This is a genomic window from Chelatococcus asaccharovorans, from assembly GCF_003201475.1.
Classification (GTDB): Bacteria; Pseudomonadota; Alphaproteobacteria; order Rhizobiales; family Beijerinckiaceae; genus Chelatococcus; species Chelatococcus asaccharovorans.
Genome location: NZ_QJJK01000028.1, coordinates 1 through 22,018, shown reverse-complemented (window position 1 = coordinate 22,018; position 22,018 = coordinate 1). Strand labels below are relative to the sequence as shown.

The following is a 22,018-nucleotide window of genomic DNA, read 5'->3' as shown; positions in this document are numbered from 1 at the left end:
ACATTCGCCAGGTCAACGCCAGATCCATCAGCCTTCACCCGGATCTTCACGTTGTAGTCGACAACTCGCTTCACTGGCACAAGGATCTTCATCGAGCTCATTCTCCTCCGCAGGCACCGCTCGTCCGCCTAGATCCTGTCCCTTAGCGACCGCGGGTCGCGGGGGCAAGACTGAGAATGCCGATGGATATGGCGCGGCGATCGTTCGCCTCCATCGCGCGTGCCCCGTGACGTCCGGAACCGTTTACCAAGGCCGCAGCCCCATGGATCTATAGTCACGTCGGACCATCGCGTCGTGACCGTTGCCATCCGCGTCACCGGAAGCCCACTTTCACGGGCACGAATGGCGCGCGGCTGAGGCCACGATGGCAGGGCATTCAGGCGCCGGCGAAGGTAGCGAGGCGCGTTCGGACTTGTCAACGCCGCGTGGCATCGCCGGGTCAGGGATCGCCTGTCAGTTGTGGACCGTCCCCGGCACCCAGCAAGGGTTGATTCCTGCGACGCAGGATGATCACAAGGACGATGCCGGCTGCGAAACCGCCCACATGGGCAACCCAGCCCACGGAATCGTCCGAGTTGATCCAGATTTGTGCGATCTGAACCAGAAGCCAGAAGCCGATTGCCCAATATGCCCTGATATGCAGCGGAATGCGGAAGAAGAACAAGCCCCACAGGCGTACCCGCGGATGGAGGATGAGGTAGGCGGCGATGACGCCGGAAACGGCCCCGGATGCGCCAACGAGCGGGCGCTCGGAGTCCGGGACAGAGAACGCGTAGGCCAAACCACTCGCCGTTCCGCACAGAACGAAGAATATGACGAAGCGCAAATGGCCCAGCGCGTCTTCCACATTGTCGCCGAACACGAAGAGAAACAGCATGTTTCCCAGGAGATGCAGGAAGCCGAGATGCAGGAACAGGCTGGTGACGGGGGTCGCATAGACCGGTACGATCGCCAGTTCCTCGGGCAGCACCACACTGCCGAAAAAGACAGCCGGTATCAGGCCGAAGGCGGCTGAGATGGACGTTTCCGGCATAGGCAGCCGGTCGAGCGCCACAAGCGCATAGACGAGAGTCGATACGACCAGAAGCGCATAAGTGACATAGGGCACGCGGATGTTGCGCATCGGCACGCCGTCATAGAGGGGAACGAACATGGCCCCCTCCTGTCAGCGATTCTGGCCGGGCACCCACAGCACATCGCCGGGCCCTGCATGGTTGATATGGCGCGCAGCGACGAACAGGAGGTCGGAGAGACGATTGAGATACATCATCGCCTGTCCGGACACGATCTCTCCCGGCGTGTCGGCGAGGGCCACGACGAGCCGCTCGGCGCGCCGGCACACCGTGCGGGCGACGTGCAAATGGGCGGCAGCGGGAGCGCCGCCGGGCAGGACGAAGGACCGCAGCGCCGGCAGGTCGGCGTTCAGGCGGTCGATATCCTCCTCCAGTCTGGATACCTGGCCGGCCGTGATGCGGAGGGACGCGCCCTCGCTCTCTGGCTGGCCATCGTCCTGCGGCGTGGCGAGGTCTGCCCCGAGATCGAAGAGATCGTTCTGGATGCGCGCCAGGATCGCGTCGAGTTCCGCCGGTACGGCGGAGAGCCGAACCACGCCGATCACCGCGTTGGTCTCGTCGACCGTGCCGTAGGCGTCCACACGAAGATCATGTTTGCGGCGACGGGGCCCGCGCGCGAGGCCCGTGGATCCGTCGTCGCCCGTCTTCGTGTAGATGCGATTGAGCCTGACCATGCTTCCCGATCATGCGGTGGATGAGACGAATCGGCGCGCCAATGCGACTATCCAGAACGCGCATACCTTGCCGCAACAAGCAAGGCGGCCTGGGTTCTCAACCTGCCGTGATCACCGCTACTGATCAGAAGGAATAGGCGACGCGCGCTCCGACATTGGTCAGGCCGCGGTTCTGTTCGCAGAGGCCGCCGTTCGAGAGGTGCTCGATCGTCGCCAGAAGGCTCCAGTGCTCGTCGAAGCGCCAGCCGACCGAGGCCGATTCGCGGAAGAGCGGCGAGCAGCCCAATGCCACGCGATTCGGCCCCACATCGTCGCCGGTCTTGCCGTTGTGGACGGCGCCGCCGAAGCTTGCCTCGACGAAGAGCTGCGCCGTGATCGGCACGGTCCAGGTGAAGCCGGCATAGGCGAAGCTGGTGGCGCCGGCGGTGTTGGCGCTGCCGCCCACATGGAAGCGCGGGACAAAGAGGTCGAGCGTCGCATTGTCCGCCTGGAACAATTTACCCGTCAGCACTTCGCCCGTGATGTTCACGGAGCCCGCTTCCGGAGACCAAGGGTCCTGTGCGCTCAGGCCGAAGCGCACCTCGGAGAGGAAGCGCGGCTTGAGGATTGTGGGCGGCGGGGGCGCAACTGGCGCGACTTCCGCTTGTTGCCTTTCGGGTAGATCAGCGGCGAAGCCGGATGGGATGGCTGCGCCGCAGGCAATCGCTGCGATCATAAGCGCTGGTAGGAATCGCATGCTTTGCTTCCAGGGAAACGACATTCGACCACTTTTAGCAATCGCTAACCTCGATCGCCAGCAGCCGACCAGCAATTGTAAAGATTTAGTGAATGGCGTGGCCGTGCTGCAACTCTTGCATAGCTTAGCTAGGTTTTCCTAAGCAATGGCTAGCGGGCTCTTCGCGATTCTCTCGCTTTCCAAGGCCCACATGGGGTCAGCTGCCGCGCATCCAGACGATCCCCATGATGACGAGGACCGCCACGAACTGAAGCAGGACGCGCAATTGCATGAGCTTCTGTGAACGCTCGCCGCTGCCGCCGCGCATCATGTTGGTCAGGCCGAGCACGAGCACGACGGCGACCGCGCCGAGGGCTATGGGGACCACGAAGGCCATGGGATCGTCCTTTCAATGGGCTGGCTGCGTCTGCACCTGCCGGCCCTGGCAGGGACCTGCGCCTATGCCGTTTTGGCTGGGGCGCTGAGGTACCGCCTCACGTCATTGCTGCGGGATGTCTTACTGATTCCTCAGCAGACGCTCCAGGTAGTCGAGCTCATCCTGTGGACGCAACTGCTCGCCGAGGCGACGGCGCAATTCGTCAAGGATGCGCCGGGCGCGGACCGTAGCCGATTCCTCAGCCGTTGGAATGCGGACACGGCCATCCGACCAATCGCGGTTGCGCGTCGGACGGCCGAGCGGGTCCTCGTCGCGCTGTCCGTTCGGCCCGGTGCGGCCCGGCTGGCCATTGCCGGCCTGCTCGTTGCCCTGGCCTTCACCTTCCTGCTGCATCTGCTGGGCGAAACCCTGGGCACCGCGCTGCAGCGCCTCCAGCGCATCGCCCTGGGAATCGAGAGCACTGCCGGTCTCGCCCTGGCCGAGCTGGCCTTCGGCATCGCGCATGGCTTCCTCTGCGCCGTCCAGGCCTTCCTCGCCCTGCATGCCCATGCCCTTCAGCTGGCGCTTGAGCTCCGCGAGGCGCTCCCGCAAGGCCTGCTGGCGCTGGGCAAGCTCCTCGCTCGACATGCCCTCCTGGCCTTGCTGGCCTTGCTGCCCCTGCTGGCCGCGCTGTCCCTGCTGGCGCTGCCCCTGCTGGTTGCGGCCGCGCTGGCGCTGGTTCATCTCGGAACCCTCGCGGCCGTCCTGCCGGAAGGTGTCATCCCTCAAGGCCTGTTGATCGCGAATCATCTGGTCGAGCTCGTTGAGCGAACGCTGCATCTCGCGGCTCATCGGATCCTGCCCGGCCTGGCGCGAGCCCTGCAGGTTCTCCAGGATGTCGCGCATCTGATCGAGCAGGTTCTGGGCGTCGGCCATGGCACCCTGGCGCGCCATCTGCTCCATGCGGTCGAGCATCCGGTTCAGGTCGTCCTGCGTAATGGTGCGCGACGGCTGCTGGCGCTGCGCGGGCGATTGCTGGCCCTGCTGCTGGCGCATCTGCTGCTGTGCGAACTCGTTCAGGAAGCGATTGAGCGCCTGCCGGAGCTCCTGCGTCAGCCGTGCGATTTCCTCAGGGCTTGCCCCGCGTTCGAGCGCCTGGCGCAGCGCCTCCTGGGCCGCGCGCAGGTCGCGCTCGGCCTGGGAAAGATCGCCGTCCTCGATCTGCAAGGCCATCGCCCAGAGGAATTCGGCGACGTCGAGCAGTTGCTCGTCACTCTTGGCGCCTGCGAGCCGGTTATCGGCAACAGCCAAGCCGAGGAACTGGCTATCCGATGGGGTAAATTCCTCCGGCGCGATCATCAGGGCCTGCAGGGCGGTGCGCACCCGTTTCGCGTCATCCGGCGCCATGATGAGGTTGCGGCGCTGTTCCACGAGAGCCCGCGCCAGGGGCTTGGTGAACGGCCGCTGCGGCAACGTCACCATCACAGAGGAACTGCGGCCCTCCTGGCCGGCCTCATCCTTGGCGACGAGCGTCATTTTCAACCGCGCGCCCGCCCAGGCATGCGACGAGAGGTCGGCAAGCGTCTCCGTGTCCTGGTCCGCGGCCGGATCCGCCGGCAAGGCCAAGGGCACGGTCGGCGGAGGCACGAGCGACCGGCGGGTATTTCCCTCCGCGCGCTCGAAGATCGCCTCGGCAGAGGCGACGCCATAGTCGTCACTGACACGATAACGCAGGGTGATGCCCCCGCGTCGTGTGTTCTCCGGCTCCCCGGAGAGGCGGATCTGAGGCGGGTGATCGGGTATGGCGGCGATGGCGAGCGCCCGCGACCCCGCCGGGCCATCAAGGGTGAGCCGGGCATGGCCAGTCAGCGTAAAGCGATGCTCTTCGATACCGGGCGCCGGGGCCGCAGCGGCAGGCAAGGCTTCAAGCCCGGGACCTGGTGCGAGCTTGATGCCGCCCTGGCCGGCAAAACGCAGGACAAGCGTGCTGTTGACCGGCACACGGATGTCAAGCGGGCCGCCTGTATGGCGTGCGAAATCCAGCATCAACGGGGGGACGCGCGTATAAAGCGGTGGATCGATCCAACCGTCGATGCGAAACGTCGGACCGGCGGCGGGGGCATCGCGCCAGTCGAAAGCGAGCATCAGCCGCGAGCCGATCTCGGGGCCCGCGACGAAGGCGGCAGCGACCAGCGCAAGCAGCGGGACGGCACGCAGCGCGCGACGATCGCGGTTGGCCATGCCCGGCGCGGGCGGGGCGACCTTGAGGGTTTCGAGCGCAGCCCGTGCCCGTTGCCGGTGCACCTCCCAAAGCGCGACGGTCGCCGGGTCGCCCTGTCCCAAGGCGAGCGTGTCGTCAAAGGTGCTGGCCGGCCGGTTGGGGACAGGCGAATCGCGGTCGAGGCGATTGAGCGCGGCCGACCGCGAGGGCCATGATACCCGCACCAGCGGCCACAACGATGCGGCGAAGGCGACGACGGCAAGGCCCACGCCCGCCATCCGGTAGTGGGCGGGAACGAGCGTCCAGAAACCGAGCCAGGACAGAATGACGAACGCGGCGATGACGGCGGCGGGCCACCACAGGGTGGGCCAGACGCGCTCCCACGCCAAAGCGAGGCGCGATCGGCCGACCAGCCGCTCAAGACGCGACACAGCCTGATCCCGGCCATGAGCCCGATCAGCCCTGGCACGCGTGGTTGGCGGTGGAGCGTCCTGCATCCGGATCTCCTGGCGCATCACCGGCTCACGTCATCCGGCTGCGACAACATGGGCAGCCGACAGGAGCCGGCAACCCTAGGGTTCCCCAAGCCCATAAAGTAGCACGTCAGCGTCAGATAAAAAGCTGCGCGCCGATCACAGCCACGCGGGCAGACGATCCAACCCGATCAATTCGTCGTAAGTGGGGCGCGGCCTGACGACGGCATAATCACGGCCGCGGACCATGACCTCGGGCACGAGCGGGCGCGTGTTATAGGTGTTGGCCTGCACCGCGCCATAGGCACCGGCCGTCATGACGGCGAGGAGATCGCCTGCGGCCGCTCTCGGGATGCGGCGGCCGAGCGCCAGATAGTCGCCGCTTTCGCAGACGGGTCCGACCACGTCGGCGATCACGTTTCCGGCATCGGCCTTCGGGACGGTGACCGGCTTGATGTCGTGATGGGCTTCATAGAGCGTCGGCCGGATCAGATCGTTCATGCCGGCGTCACAGATCACGAAGGTCCGGCTGTCGCCCGTCTTCACATAAAGGACGCGTGTCACGAGGATGCCGGCGTTGCCGACGATGAGCCGGCCGGGCTCGAACAGGAGCGTGAGGCCGAGATTGCCGGCATGGCGCTTGACGATCGCCGCATAGGCGGCGGGATCGGGCGGCGCGACCTTGTCCTCCTCATAGGGCACGCCGAGACCGCCGCCGAAATCCACATGGGTGAGATGATGGCCGGCGGCCATCAGATCGCGCGCCAGCTCGGCAAGCAGGCTCGCGGCGTTGTCCACCGGCGCGAGATCGGTGATCTGGCTGCCGATATGCATGTCGACGCCGTGCACCGTGATCCCCGGCAGGGTGGCGGCGCGGGCATAGACCTCCCTTGCCCGCGAGATCGGGATGCCGAACTTGTTGTCGGACTTGCCGGTCGAGATCTTGGCGTGGGTTTTTGCGTCGACATCCGGATTGACGCGCAGCGAGATCGGAGCGGCGAGGCCAAGGCCATGCGCGACCTCGGACAGAGCTTCGAGTTCCGGTTCGGACTCGATATTGAAGCAGAGGATGCCTTGCTTCAGCGCAAACGCCATCTCGTCCTTCGTCTTGCCGACGCCGGAAAAGACGATGCGCTGGGCTGGAATGCCGGCGGCGAGGGCCCGGCGCAGCTCGCCTTCGGAGACGATATCCGCACCGGCGCCAAGCCGCGCCAGCGTGGCGATCACGGCCTGGTTGGAATTGGCCTTGAGCGCGTAGCAGACGATCGAGGGCATGTCCCCGAAAGCCTCGGAGAAGACGCGGTAGTGCCGCTCGAGCGTTGCCGTCGAATAGCAGTAGAACGGCGTGCCGACTTCGTCCGCGATGCGGGCGATGGACACATCCTCGGCATGCATGACGCCGCCGGAATAGGCAAAATGGTGCATGGGGACGCTCTATGACCGGGGCTGGCGCATCGCTCGAAAGGAGGACCCTTCTCGTTCGATCCAGGCTCCCTGTTGTTGCCCCGGGGGGATCCGATGTCGCCCGGGATCAATGCGACGCGATTCTGCACGCGATGGGATGCTATAGAATCTTGTCGAGTATGAACGGCTTATCAGGAATGACATAGCCGGTTGATCGCTTCTCGCGCTGAGCCCCTACCGGGGAAGGCGTCAGCGATGGCGTTGTCTCCTCGGCCTTCTCGGCTTTCGGTGCGTTCGGATCGGGCGGCATTTCCAGCGCTCCGCGCCGGCCGCAGGCGCCGAGCGCACTGGCTACGACCAGAGCCAGAACAGCCGCACGGACGAAGCGCGCGTATCCCGTCGCTGCCGGTGGAGACGGGTTGGCTGGGCGAGAAGAGTGAATTCCGATCACAAGCAATCTCCGAATAGCGGCGGCACTATAGCGAAACCCGGCTCAAGTGCGAGCCCCGAAGTGGGCACGCGTCGCGGCCCCACCATGATCTGCACCAAATGCATGAACCATCCCAAAAGGACCGGGACCATCGGTGCCGTCGCGATCCCCCGGAAAGGCCGGGCTGCGGAAGCGCGTCTGCAGGCCGATCACGATCCTGTGGCGAAAGGCCGGTTGGACTTGCCGCACTTCATTTCGCCCGGGCAACCCCGTATATCGGGTCAAGCGTGCCGTGGGCGCATCGTTTGGTCAAAGGGGCGATATGGGTTTGAAGTTTCTCGCATCGCGCAGCAAAGCCTCGCTCGGGCTGTTGGGCGTTCTCGCGCTCGCTATTGCAGGCGGTCTTGTCTACGCGCTGGCGACGCTGAAGCCCCAGGCAGATACAGGGGCGTGCGCGGCGGATGCGGCCCTGGCCGCGCGGCTTGACGAACTGGCGCGCGGCGAGGTCGCCGCGGTGCAGGTGGAGAAGCGCCCGAAGCCGATCCCGGCGCTTGCCTTCAAGGATGCCGACGGCAAGACGGTGACGATGGCCGATTTCGCGGGTCGCACGGTGCTCGTCAACCTCTGGGCGACCTGGTGCGTGCCCTGCCGCAAGGAGATGCCGGCCCTCGACCAGTTGCAGGCGAAGCTCGGCGGCGACGATTTCCAGGTCGTGGCCATCAACATCGACACGCGCAACCTCGACAAGCCGAAGGCCTGGCTCACCGAGAACGGCATCCACACACTTGGCTATTATGCCGATCCGGAGGCGAAGGTTTTCCAGGCGCTCAAGGAGGCGGGCAAAGCCTTCGGCATGCCGACGACCGTCGTGGTCGATCGCAATGGCTGCATGGTGGCGAATCTCGCCGGACCGGCCGAATGGGCATCCGCCGATGCGGTTTCGCTCATCAAGGCCGCGATGGCGCGGTGAGGGATTTCGGGGCAGTCCGCCCGCCACCATCGCGTCGGGCCGTTGTTCTCCGAGGAGCAGAGCCCACATCGCAGGCCATGAAGCGCGAGGGCCGATGGTATTCATGGATCCCCTTCCCGTCGCTGCGCGACGCCGGGGATGACACGAATCGTATCACGACCCGCGTGTCATCCCCGGCGAGAGCCTAAGGCTCTCGGGAAGGGGATCCAGAGATCAAGCGTTATGGTTATAAAACGCCAGCGCGATCTGCGAAGCAGCGGCCAAGCATAGCAGGCGCCGAGACGTGACCTCTTGCCCGAAGATCGATCAGCCTCAGCCGGCCGCCTGCCGAACGGCGATGCCCTTCTCGGTGAGGAAGGTCTGCAATTCGCCGGACTGGAACATCTCGCGGACGATGTCGCAGCCGCCGATGAACTCGCCCTTCACATAGAGCTGGGGAATGGTCGGCCAGTTGGAATAGTCCTTGATGCCCTGGCGGACGTCGGCGTCGTCGAGGACATTGACGCCCTGGTAGGCGATGCCGAGATAGTCGAGAATCTGGACGACCTGTCCAGAAAACCCGCACATCGGGAATTGCGGCGTGCCCTTCATGAACAGCACCACATCGTTGGTCTTCACGGCATTGTCGATGATTGCGCGGGCATCGGTCATGGGAATCAGTCCTTCGCTCGGCGCAGATCGCCTGCGCCTCGAGTCAATTGTCAGAGGTCAATCGTCCCAGCTCAATCTTGGGGAGCCGAGGTCGTCAGCGCAAGGGCATGCAGCGCGCCACCCATGCGGCCCTGGAGCGCGGCATAGACCATCTGATGCTGCTGCAGGCGGCTCTTGCCCTTGAATGAGGGCGCGACCACGGTCGCAGCATAGTGATCTCCGTCCCCTGCCAGGTCACGGATCTCGACGACGGCATCGGGAATATGGGCCTTGATGAGCACCTCGATGTCGTGGGCATCCATTGCCATGGCTTATCAGATCCTCATGGAAGTTGGTTTCGGGGTTAGACTTTACCAGCCATGTAATCCGGGAGCCATGCCTCATGGCGGCCCTTGAGATCAGCAATTGATATGGGCGCCTCGCCGGGCCACCGCAACGCATCGCCACCCGTGGTGCCGAGGCGCGTCACCGGGACGCCGGCTTTCGCAGCCGCCGCGATCACCTCGCCCGCCTTGGCGGACGGCACTGTCACGACGTAGCGCGCCTGATCCTCGCCGAAGAGGAAGGCATGGACGGGCAGGTTCCCGGGCAGGGCATCGATCGTGGCGCCGATGCCGGAGGCCATCGCCATTTCCGCGAGCGCAACGGCCAAGCCACCGTCGGAGAGGTCGTGCACCGCGGTGGCCTCGCCCGAGAGGATCAGTTCGCGCACGAAATCGCCGTTGCGGCGCTCGGCTGCGAGGTCGACCGGCGGCGGTGCGCCTTCCTCACGCCCGCAGACATCGCGCAGATAGACCGACTGGCCGAGCCATCCGGCCGTCTCGCCGAGGATGAGGACAGCCTCGCCTTCCGCCTTGAAGGGCAGGCTCGCGGATTTGGTGACATCGGCGATGAGGCCGACGCCGCCGATCGAGGGCGTCGGCAGGATGCCGCGTCCCTGGGTCTCGTTGTAGAGCGAGACATTGCCGGAGACGATGGGGAAGTCGAGCGCGCGGCAGGCCTCGCCGATGCCGGCGATGGCGCCGACGAGCTGGCCCATATATTCCGGCCGCTCGGGATTGCCGAAATTGAGATTGTCGGTCAAGGCCAGCGGCTTCGCGCCGACCGCCGTGATATTGCGCCAGGCTTCGGCCACGGCCTGCTTGCCGCCCTCCACCGGATCGGCCTCGCAATAGCGCTGCGTCACGTCGGTCGTCAGCGCGATGCCCTTGGGCCCGTCCTTGATGCGCACGACGGCGGCATCGCCGCCGGGGGTCTGCACGGTGTTGCCCTGGATGATGTGGTCATACTGCTCCCACACCCAGCGCTTGGAGGCGAGATCCGGGGTCGCGATGAGCTTGATGAGGGCCTCGCGCGCCGGGATCGGCGCATTGACCGCTTCCGCGGCAATGACCGGCAGCTTCGGCGAAGGTACATGCGGGCGGTTGTACATCGGCGCTTCGTCGCCGAGTTCCTTGATCGGCAGGTCCGCCAACACCTCGCCGCCGTGCTTCACGACGAAGCGTAGCGTATCGGTGGTCTGGCCGATGACCGCGAAGTCGAGGCCCCATTTGCGGAAGACCGCCTCGGCCTCCTCCTCCTTGTCGGGGTCGAGCACCATGAGCATGCGCTCCTGGCTTTCCGACAGCATCATCTCATAGGCAGTCATGCCCTCCTCGCGGCAGGGCACCTTGTCGAGGTCGAGCTCGATGCCGAGGTTGCCCTTGGCGCCCATCTCGACGGCGGAGGAGGTGAGGCCGGCTGCGCCCATGTCCTGGATGGCGATGACGCAGCCCTTGGCCATGATCTCGAGGCAGGCCTCGAGCAGGAGCTTCTCGGCGAAGGGGTCGCCGACCTGGACCGTGGGGCGCTTTTCCTCGGCGTTCGCTTCGAACGCGGCTGAGGCCATGGTGGCACCATGGATGCCGTCGCGGCCGGTCTTGGAGCCGAGATAGACGATCGGGCGGCCGACGCCCGTCGCCTTGGCGTAGAAGATCTCATCCGCCCGGGCGAGGCCGACGGCCATGGCGTTGACGAGGATGTTGCCGTCGTAGCGGGTGTGGAAATTCACGGAGCCGCCGACCGTCGGCACGCCGAAGGAATTGCCGTAGCCGCCGATGCCGGCGACGACGCCGCCGACGAGGTGGCGCGTCTTGGGATGATCGGGCGAGCCGAAGCGCAGGAGGTTGAGCGCCGCGATGGGGCGCGCGCCCATGGTGAAGACGTCGCGCAGGATGCCGCCGACCCCGGTCGCCGCGCCCTGGTAGGGCTCGATGAAGGACGGATGGTTGTGGCTCTCCATCTTGAAGATGATGGCGTCGCCGTCGCCGATGTCGATGACGCCGGCGTTCTCGCCCGGCCCCTGGATGACCCACGGCGCCTTGGTCGGCAGGGTCTTCAGATGCAGGCGCGACGACTTGTAGGAGCAATGCTCGTTCCACATCGCCGAGACGATGCCGAGCTCGGTGATCGTCGGCTCACGGCCGATCAGGGTCTTGAAGCGCTCATACTCATCGGGCTTCAGGCCATGCTCGGCGACGAGTTGCGGTGTGATGGCGATATCGTTGCGGAGCATCGGTTGTCTCAGCCTGTTCCTGTCATGGCCGGAGGTTTCCGCTCCGGCCTTCCGTCACTCTCCGACACCGCGTTGCGCGCGGTTCCGGAATGACCGAAATGTGTCAGCCCAAGGGCCGCGGTCGCGAGCCTCTTAGCCCAGCCGCTCGATCATTGCCATGGCGGCGGCCGGGTTTCTCACCTTGGCGCCGCTGATGAAATAGACGAATACATCGCGCGGCTTGCCCGCATCCTTGCCGACCGGCAGGGGGGAGACGCGCGACAGGTCGTCCGGCTCGTGACCCTCGGCCCAGAGCGCGGCCCGCTTCGCCCAGGCGTCGATATCGGCCTCGGCATAGCCCGTCTCCTCGCTCTCCTGCGACCGTTCCAGCCTGACATAGACGAAATCGGCGGTGGCGTCCGGGAGCATGGGATAGTCGATGTCGTCGATGCAGACGGCCGCGATATTGCGCGCCCTGAGCATCGCCAGAAAATCGGGATCGCGGAATGTCATATGCCGCGCCTCGATGACGTGGCGCAGCGCGACACCGTTGTGCCGCTCCGGCAGGAGATCGAGGAAGGCTTTCATATCATCGGGATCGAAGCGCTTGGTGCCGGCAAGCTGCCACAGGAGCGGGCCCAGTTTGGACCCGAGTTCCGTAACGCCGCTTTCCACGAAGCGCTCGATGGAGGGGCCGGCTTCTGCCAGCACCTTGCGGTTGGTGGCAAAGCGCGGGCCCTTGACCGAGAATACGAAGTCCTCCGGTGTTTCCTGGGCCCAGCGGCGGAAGCTCTCGGGCTTCTGCGAGCCGTAATAGGTGGCGTTGATCTCGATCGCGGTGACATGGCTCGCCGCGTATGGCAGCTCTTTCGACTGGGCGAGGCCCTTTGGATAGAACGTGCCGCGCCACGGCTCGAAGGTCCAGCCGCCGATGCCGACGCGGATCCGCCCTTTTGCCGCGGCGCTCATCTCAAGCCGCCAGGGCCGCGAGCCCGGCGAACAGGCCCCGGCCGTCGGTGCCGCCGACGAGATCGTCGATCAGATTTTCCGGGTGGGGCATCATGCCGAGCACGTTCAGCGTCTCGGAATAGATGCCGGCGATGTCGTTGAGCGAGCCGTTGGGGTTGGCTTCAGCCGTGTGGGCGCCTGTCGCGTCGCAGTAGCGGAAAGCCACGCGTCCGTCGCCTTCGATGCGCGCCAGCGTCTCGGGATCAGCGACATAATTGCCCTCGCCATGGGCGATGCAGACGTCGATGACCTGACCTTGGCGATAGGCCTTCGTGAAGGCCGTGTCGTTGCGCTCGACCGTCAGATGTTGGCGGCGGCAGACGAAATGCAGGTCCGCGTTGCGCATCAGCACGCCCGGCAGCAGGCCCGATTCGCACAGGATCTGGAAGCCGTTGCAGATGCCGAGCACGAGGCCGCCGCGCGCTGCATGGGCGCGCACCGCGTCCATGATGACGGCGCGGCCGGCGATGGCGCCGCAACGGAGATAGTCGCCATAGGAAAAGCCGCCCGGCAGCACCACGAGGTCAGTGCCGGCGGGCAGGTCCGTATCCGCGTGCCAGGCCGAGCTCACGCTCGCGCCGGCGGCGGACAGGGCCCGCGCGACGTCGCCATCGCGGTTCGAGCCGGGAAATACGACGACGGCGGCCTTCATGGCTCAGACTCCCGTTTCGATGCGGTAGTTCTCGATGACGGTGTTGGCGAGCAGCTTCTCGCAGGCCTGCTTCAGTGCGGCCTCGGCGCTGGCGTTGTCGGCTGTCGCGAGCTCGACGTCGAAGACCTTGCCCTGGCGCACGCTGGCGATGCCATCCACGCCGAGCGAGGCGAGCGCGCCCTCGATGGCCTTGCCCTGCGGGTCGAGCACACCCGTCTTCAAGGTGACGATCACGCGGGCTTTCATGGGCTACTCTCCAGAAACGGCAGAACGGCTCGGAATACCGAACGGCGTGGAATACCGAACGGCTTGGAAGACCGAACGGCTTGGGACAGCGGAATGCTCATCGCATAGAGCCAAATGGCGTTTGGCTCAAGCGTCGGCGTGTCACAGATGGGGCTTATGCGGGCTGATGGCTAGGGTGCCGGGCCGAGCGCCTTCAGCGCATTGGTCCGGGCTGTCGCCTCGCGGGCCGCGATCGAGACGACGACCTCCATGCCAGGGGGGCGGGGCCGCTCGGCGATAACGGCGACGACGTGGCGGTTCGGATCTGCCGTGGCGCGCATGGTCACGACGAGACCCGTGAAGGGCGTGCCGTCAAGCGCCTTGACCTCGTCCCGGCTTTTGGCAGCCGCGGTTTTCGCAGGGGGCGTTTTGGCAGGGGGAGTTTTGGCAGCGGGAACAGCGCCCGCCTGGGGTGCAGCCCGTCTTGGGAACCCATTCGGGAAAATGGCCTTGCGCAGGGCGTCGGCGCCGCCCTCCAGGCGGTCCGGCAACAAGAAGCTCGCCACCATCGCGTCGTCGGCGCAGGCCGGGCGCCGGCAGACCACCATCGTTTCGGGCGCAATGCCCTCGACGAGCCACCGCCCGACGGGCAGGCGCTCCCAGCCGGATGTCTCGGGCAGGGCGGCAAAGCCCGCGCCATAGCTGCCGCAGGACGCGAGGGCGAAGGCCAGACAGAGTGCAATCGCCGGTTTGAGCCAGCAGATCACCCGGCTTGTTCCCGAAATGAAACGGGGGCCAGCAGGCCCCCGATCGGCAGATCGACGCATGAAGCCAGGGATCACGGCTATCGGGTCACTGCACCAGGCGCGGTGCGGCGTGGCCCGGGTTTTCGTTCTCACCGAGGATGCCGAGACGGCGCGCCACCTCGGAATAGGCCTCGATGAGGCCACCGAGATCACGGCGGAAACGGTCCTTGTCCAGCTTGTCCGCGGACTTGATGTCCCACAGCCGGCAGGAATCCGGGGAGATCTCGTCGGCGACGACAATACGCATCATGTCGCCTTCCCACAGGCGGCCCGTTTCCATCTTGAAATCGACGAGACGGATACCGACGCCGAGGAAAAGCCCGGACAGGAAGTCGTTGACGCGAATGGCGAGCGCCATGATGTCGTCGATCTCCTGGGGCGTGGCCCAGCCGAAGGCCGTGATATGCTCTTCCGACACCATCGGGTCGTTCAACGCGTCGTTCTTGTAGTAGAACTCGATGATCGAGCGGGGCAATTGCGTGCCCTCTTCGATACCGAGACGCGTGGCGAGCGAGCCCGCCGCGACATTGCGCACCACCACCTCAAGGGGGATGATCTCAACCTCGCGGATCAACTGCTCACGCATGTTGAGGCGGCGGATGAAATGCGTCGGCACGCCGATGTCATTGAGGTTCTGGAAGATGTACTCGGAGATGCGGTTATTGAGCACACCCTTGCCGTCAATCACCTCGTGTTTCTTGGCGTTGAAAGCGGTCGCATCATCTTTGAAATGCTGTACCAGAGTGCCAGGCTCCGGCCCTTCGTAAAGGACCTTCGCCTTGCCCTCGTAGATACGACGGCGGCGATTCATCGGCGTATACCGTGTTTTGAGGAAGTCCATGGACTGCCGTGGCTCCTAAAAAATAGTCCGCGGCTCGATGCGGACGGGCAGCCTGTTCGTGGCCTTGGCTCGTAACGGACATGCCCCAACCCGCCCTGTGCAACCTAGCCGATTGGCCGCAATTGCACAATGATAGCGAGAGGCAACACCTCCTTAACCTGTCATGCGGTGCTTGCACAGCCGGCAAATTGGCGCGCGCTGCGGTGCGATACCCCGTGCACGACACATATGTTAGTGTCACGCATGCTGTTGTGGGCTTTGGTTTTGCCGCCACATCGAGGGTCCCGGGCCGCAATGCGCAAGGCTGGCACCACTGGCGCCCTGGCCCTGGCATCGCTATATCCAGTGCGAACATCAGGCGATCAAGGGAGCTTTCGAGGATGGCCAGTCTGGACGAGCGTAGGGATGCGGCGGAAAAGAAATTCGCGCATGACGAGGAACTGCGCTTCAAGGCGACGGCGCGACGCAACAAGCTGCTCGGTCTCTGGGCGGCCGAGAAGCTCGGCAAGAGTGGTGCTGATGCCGAGGCTTATGCCAAAAGCGTCATCCTCGCCGATTTCGAGGAAGCCGGAGAGGACGACGTGTTTCGTAAGCTCCGCAAGGATCTCGATGCGGCAGGCGTCAATCTGACGGATGCGGAACTGCGCCAGCAGATGAGTGAATTGATGGCGCGCGCCAAAGCCGAGGTTTTGGCCGGCTGATTCGCCGAATCAGGCAGGGCAGGGCAGGCCGAAGGATTGGGCGAGAAACACGCCGCCCTGGCGGAGGCCTTCGCCGTCGATACCATGGCCGAGACCGGCCGAGAGGTGCCACTGGCATGGCACCTCTGCCTTGGCAAGCGCCTCGGCCGACATGAACAGGGCCTGCGCCGGGATGACCTCGTCGGCATCGCCGTGCACGAGCAGGACCGGTGGGCGGCGAAGCGGGGCATCAGCGACCGGATCAGGGACGCTCCCCGCCGGTGTGACAAACAATCCGGAAAAGCCAAGCACTGCCGCAGGTTGGACCCTGCGGCGCAGGCCGGCGTGCAGCGCCATCATGGTGCCCTGGCTGAAGCCGACCAACGCCAGATTGTCGGGGCTCACGCCTTGGCGGGCAAGCTCGGCGTCGAGGAAGGCGTCGAGGGCCGGATGCGCTCGGCAGACGCCGTTCCAGCGCTCGTTCGGGTCCATGCGCGTCAGCGGAAACCATTGACGCCCCATCGGTGCGCCGATGCACGGCTCCGGCGCATGAGGCGATACGAAGGCTGCATCCGGCAACCATGGCTGCCACTGCCGGCCGATCTCGATGAGATCGTTGCCGTCTGCGCCAAAGCCATGCAGGAAGACCACGAGCTGTTTGGCCGTTCCGCTTTTTGCATCCAGGCGCGGTCCGTTCAGATCCTGAGCCATCGCGATCCTTCGTTCTTCTGAAACCGTGACGGGCCTGTGCTGATCAGGCCCCCGCGCCGACTGCTTATCATGCCGCTTTCCCCCGCACAGCCCCGCTTGCAAAACCCTGGTTGGTGCGGCCGGATCAGGCCGGCTTCGCCAGCGTCATGCCTTCCCGTCCCTTGGCGATGCGGTAATAGGCCCACAGGATGCGCGCCGCCGTGCCGCGCCAGGGCCTCCAGCGCTCCGCGATCACGCGGAGTTCCTTCTCGGTCGGGCGTCGCTCGTGTATCCACGCGGTGCCCAGGGCAAGCCGCGCGGCCTCCTGCAGGGCGAGGTCCCCCGCTGGCAGGATATCGGGATGGCCCGTGCAGAACAGCAGATAGACCTCCGCGGTCCATTTGCCGATGCCATGCACGGCGACGAGCGCTTTCTCCGCGTCTTCGGCGCTCTTTTCATGGAGCCGATCGAGCACGAGGCCGTCCTCGGCGACCGCCACGGCGAGAGCCTTCAGCGTACGGATCTTGCCCGCAGACAGGCCGGCGGCGCGCAGTTCCATTGCGTCGGCATCGGCGATATCGCCGGCCTGAAGGGCCGGGAAGCGCGCGGTCAGCCGGCTCCAGATCGCATTCGCGCTCGCCGTGGACAACTGCTGCGCGGTGATGATGCTGGCGAGGCCGGCAAAACCCGCCGGACGCAGGCGCAGCGGAGGCGTTGCGCCCGCCGCGACCAGTTGAGCCATGAGCGGGTCATGGGCCATAAGGGAGGCGAGGTTCGCCGCGAGGGTCTCTTCGTTGGAGATCGGCTGCATCGAATGATCGTGGCTGGACTATCGTTGGACGAGACGGAGGCACGCGGTGGATACTGCCCCATCCGAGCGCGCAATTCAGCCGGTGTTTCGCTTCGCGCCGAGCCCGAATGGTTATCTTCACCTCGGCCACGCCTATTCGGCACTTCTCAATGAAGCGCTCGCCGCGGCCGCGGGCGGCCTCTGGCTGCTCAGGATCGAGGATATCGACACCACGCGCTGCCGGCCGGCCTTCGAACAAGCCATCTACGAGGATCTCGCCTGGCTCGGGCTGTCGTGGCCGGAGCCGGTTTTGCGCCAGTCGACGGAGCAGGCGGCTTACCGGGACGCGCTGGCGCGGCTTGATGCCATGGGCCTCCTTTATCCCTGTGCCGCGAGCCGGCAGGATATTGCCGCTGCCGTCGCCCGCCGCGAGGAGGGCGGGGCGGTCTGGCCGCGCGATCCCGATGGCGCGCCGCGCCATCCCGGCCTCGTTGAAAGGCTTTCCCGCACGGAGGCCGAGGCGCTGCGCTCGCGCGGCGAGCCCCTTGCATGGCGGCTCGATATGGAGCGTGCGCTCGCCAGGATTGCCGCCGATGATTCGCCACTCGTCTGGACGCGTTTCACGGCCGGCGGGGAGCTTTCGACGGTCGCGGCGCAGCCGGAACGCTGGGGCGATGTCGTCCTGGCGCGCAAGGATATCGGTACGAGCTATCACCTCTCGGTCGTCGTCGATGATGCCCGACAGGGTGTGACCCACGTGGTGCGCGGCAAGGACCTCGAACCGGCGACGGATCTCCATTGTCTTCTGCAGCGATTGCTCGGCCTGCCGACGCCGCGATACCTGCATCATGATCTCATCCAGGATCAGGCAGGTGAGAAGCTTGCCAAGAGCCGTGGGTCGACCGCCCTGCGGGACCTGCGTGCGGAGGGGCTGACACCGGAGGATCTGCGTGCGCGCCTCGGTTTCGCGCCGCGCCACAGCTGAATCTCAGCCGGCACCGAGGACGAACAGCCACAGCATGGTCGTGAACAGCGCCAGCACGGTGGACAGGCTGATGGCGCCTGAGGCGATCGCCACGCCGCTGCGGTAGCGCTCGGCAAAGAGATAGGCGTTGATGCCCGTCGGTGTCGCCGCGAACAGCACCGCCACCCCGGCCCATGCCGCGGGCATGGTGAAGACCTTCGTCGCCAGCACGAAGACGACGAAGGGATGCACGATAAGTTTGAGCGTCGCCAGGATGAGCGGGATGCCGAGCTTGATGGATCGGCCGTAGCGGTGCAGGCTCATGCCCATGGCGAGCAGCGCGCAGGGGGTCGCCGTCACGCCGATGGGATCGATGATCCGCCAGGCGACCTGCATCGCCCCGAGGTCCTTCGGCAGGAGCTGGATGAGGGCGCCGAGCGCCAGCGCAATCACGATGGGGCTCGTCAAGAGGCGCCTGACGAGCAGCGGGATCGACGTGTCGCGTCCCTCGACGAGCACGGTCGCAACGGACAGCATGATCGGCAGGTGGATGGCGAGAAGAAGGAAGAGGGGCACGAGCCCGTCGTCCCCATAGGTCTGGCTGATGATCGGAATGCCGACCAGGGCGAGGTTCGACTGGGCGGCGCAGAAGCCGGCGACGGCTTCCTCTTGCGCGTTGAGCTTGAAGACATACCGGACAATAATGGCCGCCGCGATCCAGACGAAGGCGGCGCCGCCGAAATAGGAGGCCCAGTAGCCCCAGGGCTGGGCCGCCGGTATCGTCGCCTTGCCGAGTGTCCCCAGAATGAGGCAGGGGATCGCCATGGCATAGACGAATTCGGACAGCCCCTCGCCAACGCGCTCGGTGACGAAGTCCAGGTGTCGCGCGAGGAAACCGAGGCCGACAAGGCCGAAGACCGGAAGGATGATAGGCAGGATCGTCAGCATTGTGCTTCCGGCGCAGCGTTGTCGGCAGGCGTGACCGTTCGTCCCCGGCGGCGGGCCTGGGCGATCGCCGAAGCTTCCCGCGGTCCGTGATTCGCAGTGATTCGCATATGCGACGCCCGTCGCTACCCGATGACCGGGATTGCACCCTGCGTAGAGCATCCCGCCCCCGCGTCAAAGTGGGCGCGCGGTATCCTTGCGCGGGGAGCCATGCGCTGAGTGCGGTGCTCGCGATGAGGTGAATTGCCCAGGCTGGCTGATGGAAAAAAGGGTCTGCGAGCCGCTCGCGCGTCATCAATTCAGTCGCGTCGCGCTGATCCCTCCCACTTGGGGGAGGGTGGCGCCGACCTCGCACTCTACCCGACCAGGCTATTGTCCCGGCTACTGTCCCGCCTGGGCGAGCTTGCCGGTGGGGGAGGCCTTCGTCAGCAATTCGCGTGTCTGATCACGCTGGCGGCGGAACTCTGCGAGAAGCGAGCCGTCCAGTTCGCGGCTGCGCGGCAGCTTGATCTTCAAGGGATTCACGAAATGCCCGTTGACCATCACTTCGTAGTGCAGATGCGGGCCGGTGGCGAGGCCGGTTGCGCCGAGATAGCCGATGACCTGCCCCTGGCGGATGCGCATGCCCGGCTTGATGCCGCGTGCGAAAGCCGACTGATGATTGTAGGTGGTGACATAGCCGTTGGCGTGCTGAATCTCGATGCGGCGGCCATAGCCAGACGACCAGCCCGCCTTGAGGATGACGCCGTCGCCCGCAGCAAGGATTGGCGTGCCGATCCTGTCGGCCCAGTCCACGCCCGTGTGCATCTTGGAATAATGCAGGATGGGGTGATAGCGCATGCCGAAGCCCGACCGCATGATGCCGGATGCGATCGGCTTGCGGATGAGGAACTTCTTGAGCGAGCGGCCTTCCTCGTCGAGATATTCAATCGAATTGTCTTCCGGCGACTGGAAGCGGTAGATTCGCTTGGTCTCACCGCCTATCGTCAGTGACGCATAGAGGATTTCCGGCCGCTGTGCGTCGGTGTCTTCGCCTTCGCTATAGAAGATCTCCACCGAATTGCCGGCATCGACCCGGTGCTGGAAATCGATATCGGATGCGAAGACACGCACCAGCTCGGCGACGATGCCGGCCGGGACCTCGTTCTTGAGCGCTGTTTCGTACAGGCTGTCATAGAGACGCGTGCCGGAGCCGTTGTCCTCCTCGTCCTCTTCCTCGTCGCCCTCATCGGTCGGCTGGGCGCTGGCCACGGCCTCGTACGGGACATCAACGGGCACATAGCGCCCCTGATCGTTCACCGCGACGATGGCCTGCGTGGTGCGCTCGTCGAGAAGCGTGACGCGCACAACGCTTGCCTTTTTGTCGCCGGCGTTGAGGGGGGCGATCAGCAGCTTGATCTGCTGGCCTTCGCTGAGGGCCTTCGCCTTGTCTGCGCCGAGCGCCGCGATGATCGCCTTGATGGTGTCGGGGGCCGCGCCATTGGCACGCAGAATCTGTTCAAGGGTCTCGTCGCGCTTCATGACGATGAGACGCTCTTCGGTCTTCGGGCCGGCGGTGGGTTTCAGGGGATCGACCTTCGGGGCGATCGTCACGTTTTCCGGGATGACGCGGACATCGAGGCCGGAGAACGGCGTCTCCGTGGGGCTCGCATAGGCCAGCGCGGCCATGGCCGGGCCCGCCTGGCCGAGCGTGCGCGTCAACATGAGTTGGGCCGGCATCGGCAGAGCGGGACGGGAGCCCGCTTCTTCCGCCGCGCGCACATCCTCCTCGACCTGGGCAATGGCCTCGTCATCGGTGAGATGGGGGGCTCCGTCGGCAACCATGACCCCGCCCAGGTCCGATTTGACGAGGGATACATCTGCGTCGGCCGTTTCCGGGACCGGCTCGGTGATCTGCTCGTCGGCCGGGCCGTCCTCGGCGAACAACTTCTGCGGGTTGAAGGGCGGGATGTCGGTGGCGTAGGCGCCGCTGGTTAGAGAGAGGTTGGTCGCCAGCCTGACGAAGGAGCGCACCTTGATGACTTCCCGGTCCGCCACGCGGATCGTGATCGGCGCTTTGAAGGACTGCTTGGCGGTGATGTAGCTCTCGGTGCGGACGAGCTTATCGCCGCGGCGGATTTCGCTCGTCCCATCGGTCGTGCTCTGGCGGATCGCCTGCGCGCCGACGGTCTGGGGCATGGCGGCGAAGGAGGTCTCGCCCTGCAAGGATATATAGATGGCAGCGCCGAGGAGGGCGGCTCCGCTGAAGCCGGTGAGGACGCTGCCGACAAGCCAGCGCAGGTTCATGGCCGGACGGTCATGCGGGCGGCCCGTGAGCCCGGCGGGCTCCAGCGGCGGTTCCTGTCCCAGGTCAATCGCATTGTACCCGCGCTCGCGTACCGCGCCTGAACTATCGACTGTGGAGGCTCTATGCGGTGTCAAAACGAACGTCGCTCCCGCGGTATCACTGCGATCTCATCCGCGACTGTGGCCGCATCGCGGACTTTATTCAACACGGAACGGTGCAGACACAAAGACGCGCGAGCTGGCTGCACCTCATATCTCTGTCACCGCTCCCGCCAGCGCCGTGGCGACCGGTGCGCGGCAACGGATTCTGGCGGCCATCCAGTCACGGGGAACGCGGGGCCATGCCCCGTACGCAGCACGAGGCGCGCCCGCAAAGCTTTCCCAACAGGGGAGTGTGGCATCAGTAAGGCGTTGAAAATCCAGAGATGTTGATATCTTTCCACAGGCCCGGCCGGCGGCGTCCGAAAAAAATGTCATGAAAGCGTCACGGCGTCGTTGACACCAAAAATGCCCCGGCCTATATACGGCCCATCAGCGGCGGCGCTGACGGAAACGAGGGCGCCGGCGGCGAGGTTTTCCCGAAAGGCAAGACTGGTTGCCTGATGCGAGAG

At 65.5% G+C, this 22,018-nt stretch carries 22 protein-coding genes and 1 pseudogene; 3 read left to right on the top strand and 20 right to left on the bottom strand.

Annotation, left to right across the window (positions count from 1 at the left end; all coding sequences use genetic code 11):
* The 8 genes and pseudogenes from C7450_RS32875 to lptM all read right to left on the bottom strand — a co-directional run.
* Positions 1-92, bottom strand: a pseudogene (locus C7450_RS32875) (electron transfer flavoprotein subunit beta/FixA family protein); the annotation flags it as partial.
* Positions 93-439: 347 nt separating this feature from the next.
* Positions 440-1,153 (bottom strand): rhomboid family intramembrane serine protease, encoded by a 714-nt coding sequence (locus tag C7450_RS32870; RefSeq protein WP_110378634.1) that lies wholly within the window; start codon positions 1,151-1,153, stop codon positions 440-442.
* Positions 1,154-1,165: 12 nt separating this feature from the next.
* The gene (locus C7450_RS32865; protein ID WP_110378633.1) at positions 1,166-1,747 is read right to left on the bottom strand and encodes a cob(I)yrinic acid a,c-diamide adenosyltransferase; all 582 of its coding nucleotides are present in this window, start codon (positions 1,745-1,747) and stop codon (positions 1,166-1,168) included.
* A gap of 124 nt (positions 1,748-1,871) precedes the next feature.
* Positions 1,872-2,483 (bottom strand): acyloxyacyl hydrolase, encoded by a 612-nt coding sequence (locus C7450_RS32860; RefSeq protein ID WP_245450309.1) that lies wholly within the window; start codon positions 2,481-2,483, stop codon positions 1,872-1,874.
* Between the two features lie 196 nt (positions 2,484-2,679).
* Complete coding sequence (locus tag C7450_RS32855; protein WP_110378631.1) at positions 2,680-2,859, bottom strand: twin transmembrane helix small protein; 180 nt, start codon at positions 2,857-2,859, stop codon at positions 2,680-2,682.
* 120 nt (positions 2,860-2,979) lie between these two features.
* Entirely contained in the window at positions 2,980-5,556 is a 2,577-nt protein-coding gene (locus C7450_RS32850; RefSeq protein ID WP_110378637.1) for a TIGR02302 family protein, read from the bottom strand.
* A gap of 135 nt (positions 5,557-5,691) precedes the next feature.
* Entirely contained in the window at positions 5,692-6,957 is a 1,266-nt protein-coding gene (gene lysA / locus C7450_RS32845) for a diaminopimelate decarboxylase (RefSeq protein WP_110378630.1), read from the bottom strand.
* 139 nt (positions 6,958-7,096) lie between these two features.
* Entirely contained in the window at positions 7,097-7,387 is a 291-nt protein-coding gene (gene lptM, locus C7450_RS32840) for an LPS translocon maturation chaperone LptM (protein WP_245450308.1), read from the bottom strand.
* Positions 7,388-7,688: 301 nt separating this feature from the next.
* On the opposite strand from lptM, the gene tlpA reads away from it, so the two are divergent.
* Positions 7,689-8,336: a thiol:disulfide interchange protein TlpA gene (gene tlpA / locus C7450_RS32835; RefSeq protein ID WP_110378629.1), complete on the top strand. Its 648-nt coding sequence runs from the start codon at positions 7,689-7,691 to the stop codon at positions 8,334-8,336.
* 312 nt (positions 8,337-8,648) lie between these two features.
* On the opposite strand, the gene grxD is transcribed toward tlpA, so the two are convergent.
* From grxD to purC, 8 genes are all read right to left on the bottom strand, one after another.
* Positions 8,649-8,987: a Grx4 family monothiol glutaredoxin gene (gene grxD, locus C7450_RS32830; RefSeq protein ID WP_110378628.1), complete on the bottom strand. Its 339-nt coding sequence runs from the start codon at positions 8,985-8,987 to the stop codon at positions 8,649-8,651.
* Positions 8,988-9,058: 71 nt separating this feature from the next.
* The gene (locus C7450_RS32825; protein WP_110378627.1) at positions 9,059-9,295 is read right to left on the bottom strand and encodes a BolA family protein; all 237 of its coding nucleotides are present in this window, start codon (positions 9,293-9,295) and stop codon (positions 9,059-9,061) included.
* A 35-nt stretch (positions 9,296-9,330) separates the two neighbouring features.
* Positions 9,331-11,541 (bottom strand): phosphoribosylformylglycinamidine synthase subunit PurL, encoded by a 2,211-nt coding sequence (gene purL / locus C7450_RS32820; RefSeq protein ID WP_110378626.1) that lies wholly within the window; start codon positions 11,539-11,541, stop codon positions 9,331-9,333.
* Between the two features lie 132 nt (positions 11,542-11,673).
* The gene (locus C7450_RS32815; RefSeq protein ID WP_110378625.1) at positions 11,674-12,489 is read right to left on the bottom strand and encodes a DUF72 domain-containing protein; all 816 of its coding nucleotides are present in this window, start codon (positions 12,487-12,489) and stop codon (positions 11,674-11,676) included.
* Between the two features lies 1 nt (position 12,490).
* Positions 12,491-13,180 (bottom strand): phosphoribosylformylglycinamidine synthase subunit PurQ, encoded by a 690-nt coding sequence (gene purQ, locus C7450_RS32810; RefSeq protein ID WP_110378624.1) that lies wholly within the window; start codon positions 13,178-13,180, stop codon positions 12,491-12,493.
* A 3-nt stretch (positions 13,181-13,183) separates the two neighbouring features.
* Positions 13,184-13,426, bottom strand: coding sequence for a phosphoribosylformylglycinamidine synthase subunit PurS (gene purS / locus C7450_RS32805; protein WP_110378623.1), 243 nt, complete (start codon positions 13,424-13,426; stop codon positions 13,184-13,186).
* 170 nt (positions 13,427-13,596) lie between these two features.
* Complete coding sequence (locus tag C7450_RS32800) at positions 13,597-14,172, bottom strand: hypothetical protein (protein ID WP_110378622.1); 576 nt, start codon at positions 14,170-14,172, stop codon at positions 13,597-13,599.
* Positions 14,173-14,257: 85 nt separating this feature from the next.
* Positions 14,258-15,052, bottom strand: a complete 795-nt coding sequence (gene purC / locus C7450_RS32795) for a phosphoribosylaminoimidazolesuccinocarboxamide synthase (protein ID WP_110378621.1) — start codon at positions 15,050-15,052, stop codon at positions 14,258-14,260.
* A 380-nt stretch (positions 15,053-15,432) separates the two neighbouring features.
* Between purC and C7450_RS32790 the strand changes: the two genes are divergently transcribed.
* Positions 15,433-15,753, top strand: a complete 321-nt coding sequence (locus tag C7450_RS32790; RefSeq protein ID WP_110378620.1) for a DUF1476 domain-containing protein — start codon at positions 15,433-15,435, stop codon at positions 15,751-15,753.
* 9 nt (positions 15,754-15,762) lie between these two features.
* On the opposite strand, the gene C7450_RS32785 is transcribed toward C7450_RS32790, so the two are convergent.
* Positions 15,763-16,443 carry an alpha/beta hydrolase gene (locus C7450_RS32785; protein ID WP_110378619.1) on the bottom strand — a complete coding sequence of 227 codons (681 nt, stop codon included), beginning with the start codon at positions 16,441-16,443 and terminating at the stop codon, positions 15,763-15,765.
* Positions 16,444-16,567: 124 nt separating this feature from the next.
* Positions 16,568-17,233: a DNA-3-methyladenine glycosylase family protein gene (locus tag C7450_RS32780; protein WP_110378618.1), complete on the bottom strand. Its 666-nt coding sequence runs from the start codon at positions 17,231-17,233 to the stop codon at positions 16,568-16,570.
* 73 nt (positions 17,234-17,306) lie between these two features.
* On the opposite strand from C7450_RS32780, the gene gluQRS reads away from it, so the two are divergent.
* A complete protein-coding gene (gluQRS, locus tag C7450_RS32775; protein ID WP_110378635.1) occupies positions 17,307-18,197 on the top strand; it encodes a tRNA glutamyl-Q(34) synthetase GluQRS in 891 nt (296 codons plus the stop codon).
* A 3-nt stretch (positions 18,198-18,200) separates the two neighbouring features.
* Here the strand turns inward: gluQRS and C7450_RS32770 are convergent, their stop codons facing one another.
* Together C7450_RS32770 and C7450_RS32765 are read right to left on the bottom strand one after the other, a co-directional pair.
* Positions 18,201-19,124, bottom strand: a complete 924-nt coding sequence (locus C7450_RS32770) for an AEC family transporter (RefSeq protein WP_110378617.1) — start codon at positions 19,122-19,124, stop codon at positions 18,201-18,203.
* Between the two features lie 378 nt (positions 19,125-19,502).
* Positions 19,503-21,542: a M23 family metallopeptidase gene (locus C7450_RS32765; RefSeq protein ID WP_245450307.1), complete on the bottom strand. Its 2,040-nt coding sequence runs from the start codon at positions 21,540-21,542 to the stop codon at positions 19,503-19,505.
* Between the last annotated feature and the right edge of the window lie 476 nt (positions 21,543-22,018).

Coding starts and splice junctions, on each gene's coding strand:
- C7450_RS32865 (WP_110378633.1), bottom strand. CDS start 1,747: ATGGTCAGGCTCAATCGCATCTACACGAAGACGGGCGACGACGGATCC.
- purL (WP_110378626.1), bottom strand. CDS start 11,541: ATGCTCCGCAACGATATCGCCATCACACCGCAACTCGTCGCCGAGCAT.
- purC (WP_110378621.1), bottom strand. CDS start 15,052: ATGGACTTCCTCAAAACACGGTATACGCCGATGAATCGCCGCCGTCGT.
- grxD (WP_110378628.1), bottom strand. CDS start 8,987: ATGACCGATGCCCGCGCAATCATCGACAATGCCGTGAAGACCAACGAT.
- C7450_RS32870 (WP_110378634.1), bottom strand. CDS start 1,153: ATGTTCGTTCCCCTCTATGACGGCGTGCCGATGCGCAACATCCGCGTG.
- purQ (WP_110378624.1), bottom strand. CDS start 13,180: ATGAAGGCCGCCGTCGTCGTATTTCCCGGCTCGAACCGCGATGGCGAC.
- C7450_RS32780 (WP_110378618.1), bottom strand. CDS start 17,233: ATGCAGCCGATCTCCAACGAAGAGACCCTCGCGGCGAACCTCGCCTCC.
- C7450_RS32770 (WP_110378617.1), bottom strand. CDS start 19,124: ATGCTGACGATCCTGCCTATCATCCTTCCGGTCTTCGGCCTTGTCGGC.
- C7450_RS32790 (WP_110378620.1), top strand. CDS start 15,433: ATGGCCAGTCTGGACGAGCGTAGGGATGCGGCGGAAAAGAAATTCGCG.
- C7450_RS32855 (WP_110378631.1), bottom strand. CDS start 2,859: ATGGCCTTCGTGGTCCCCATAGCCCTCGGCGCGGTCGCCGTCGTGCTC.
- C7450_RS32815 (WP_110378625.1), bottom strand. CDS start 12,489: ATGAGCGCCGCGGCAAAAGGGCGGATCCGCGTCGGCATCGGCGGCTGG.
- C7450_RS32825 (WP_110378627.1), bottom strand. CDS start 9,295: ATGGCAATGGATGCCCACGACATCGAGGTGCTCATCAAGGCCCATATT.
- tlpA (WP_110378629.1), top strand. CDS start 7,689: ATGGGTTTGAAGTTTCTCGCATCGCGCAGCAAAGCCTCGCTCGGGCTG.
- C7450_RS32860 (WP_245450309.1), bottom strand. CDS start 2,483: ATGCGATTCCTACCAGCGCTTATGATCGCAGCGATTGCCTGCGGCGCA.
- purS (WP_110378623.1), bottom strand. CDS start 13,426: ATGAAAGCCCGCGTGATCGTCACCTTGAAGACGGGTGTGCTCGACCCG.
- lysA (WP_110378630.1), bottom strand. CDS start 6,957: ATGCACCATTTTGCCTATTCCGGCGGCGTCATGCATGCCGAGGATGTG.
- C7450_RS32850 (WP_110378637.1), bottom strand. CDS start 5,556: ATGCAGGACGCTCCACCGCCAACCACGCGTGCCAGGGCTGATCGGGCT.
- C7450_RS32785 (WP_110378619.1), bottom strand. CDS start 16,443: ATGGCTCAGGATCTGAACGGACCGCGCCTGGATGCAAAAAGCGGAACG.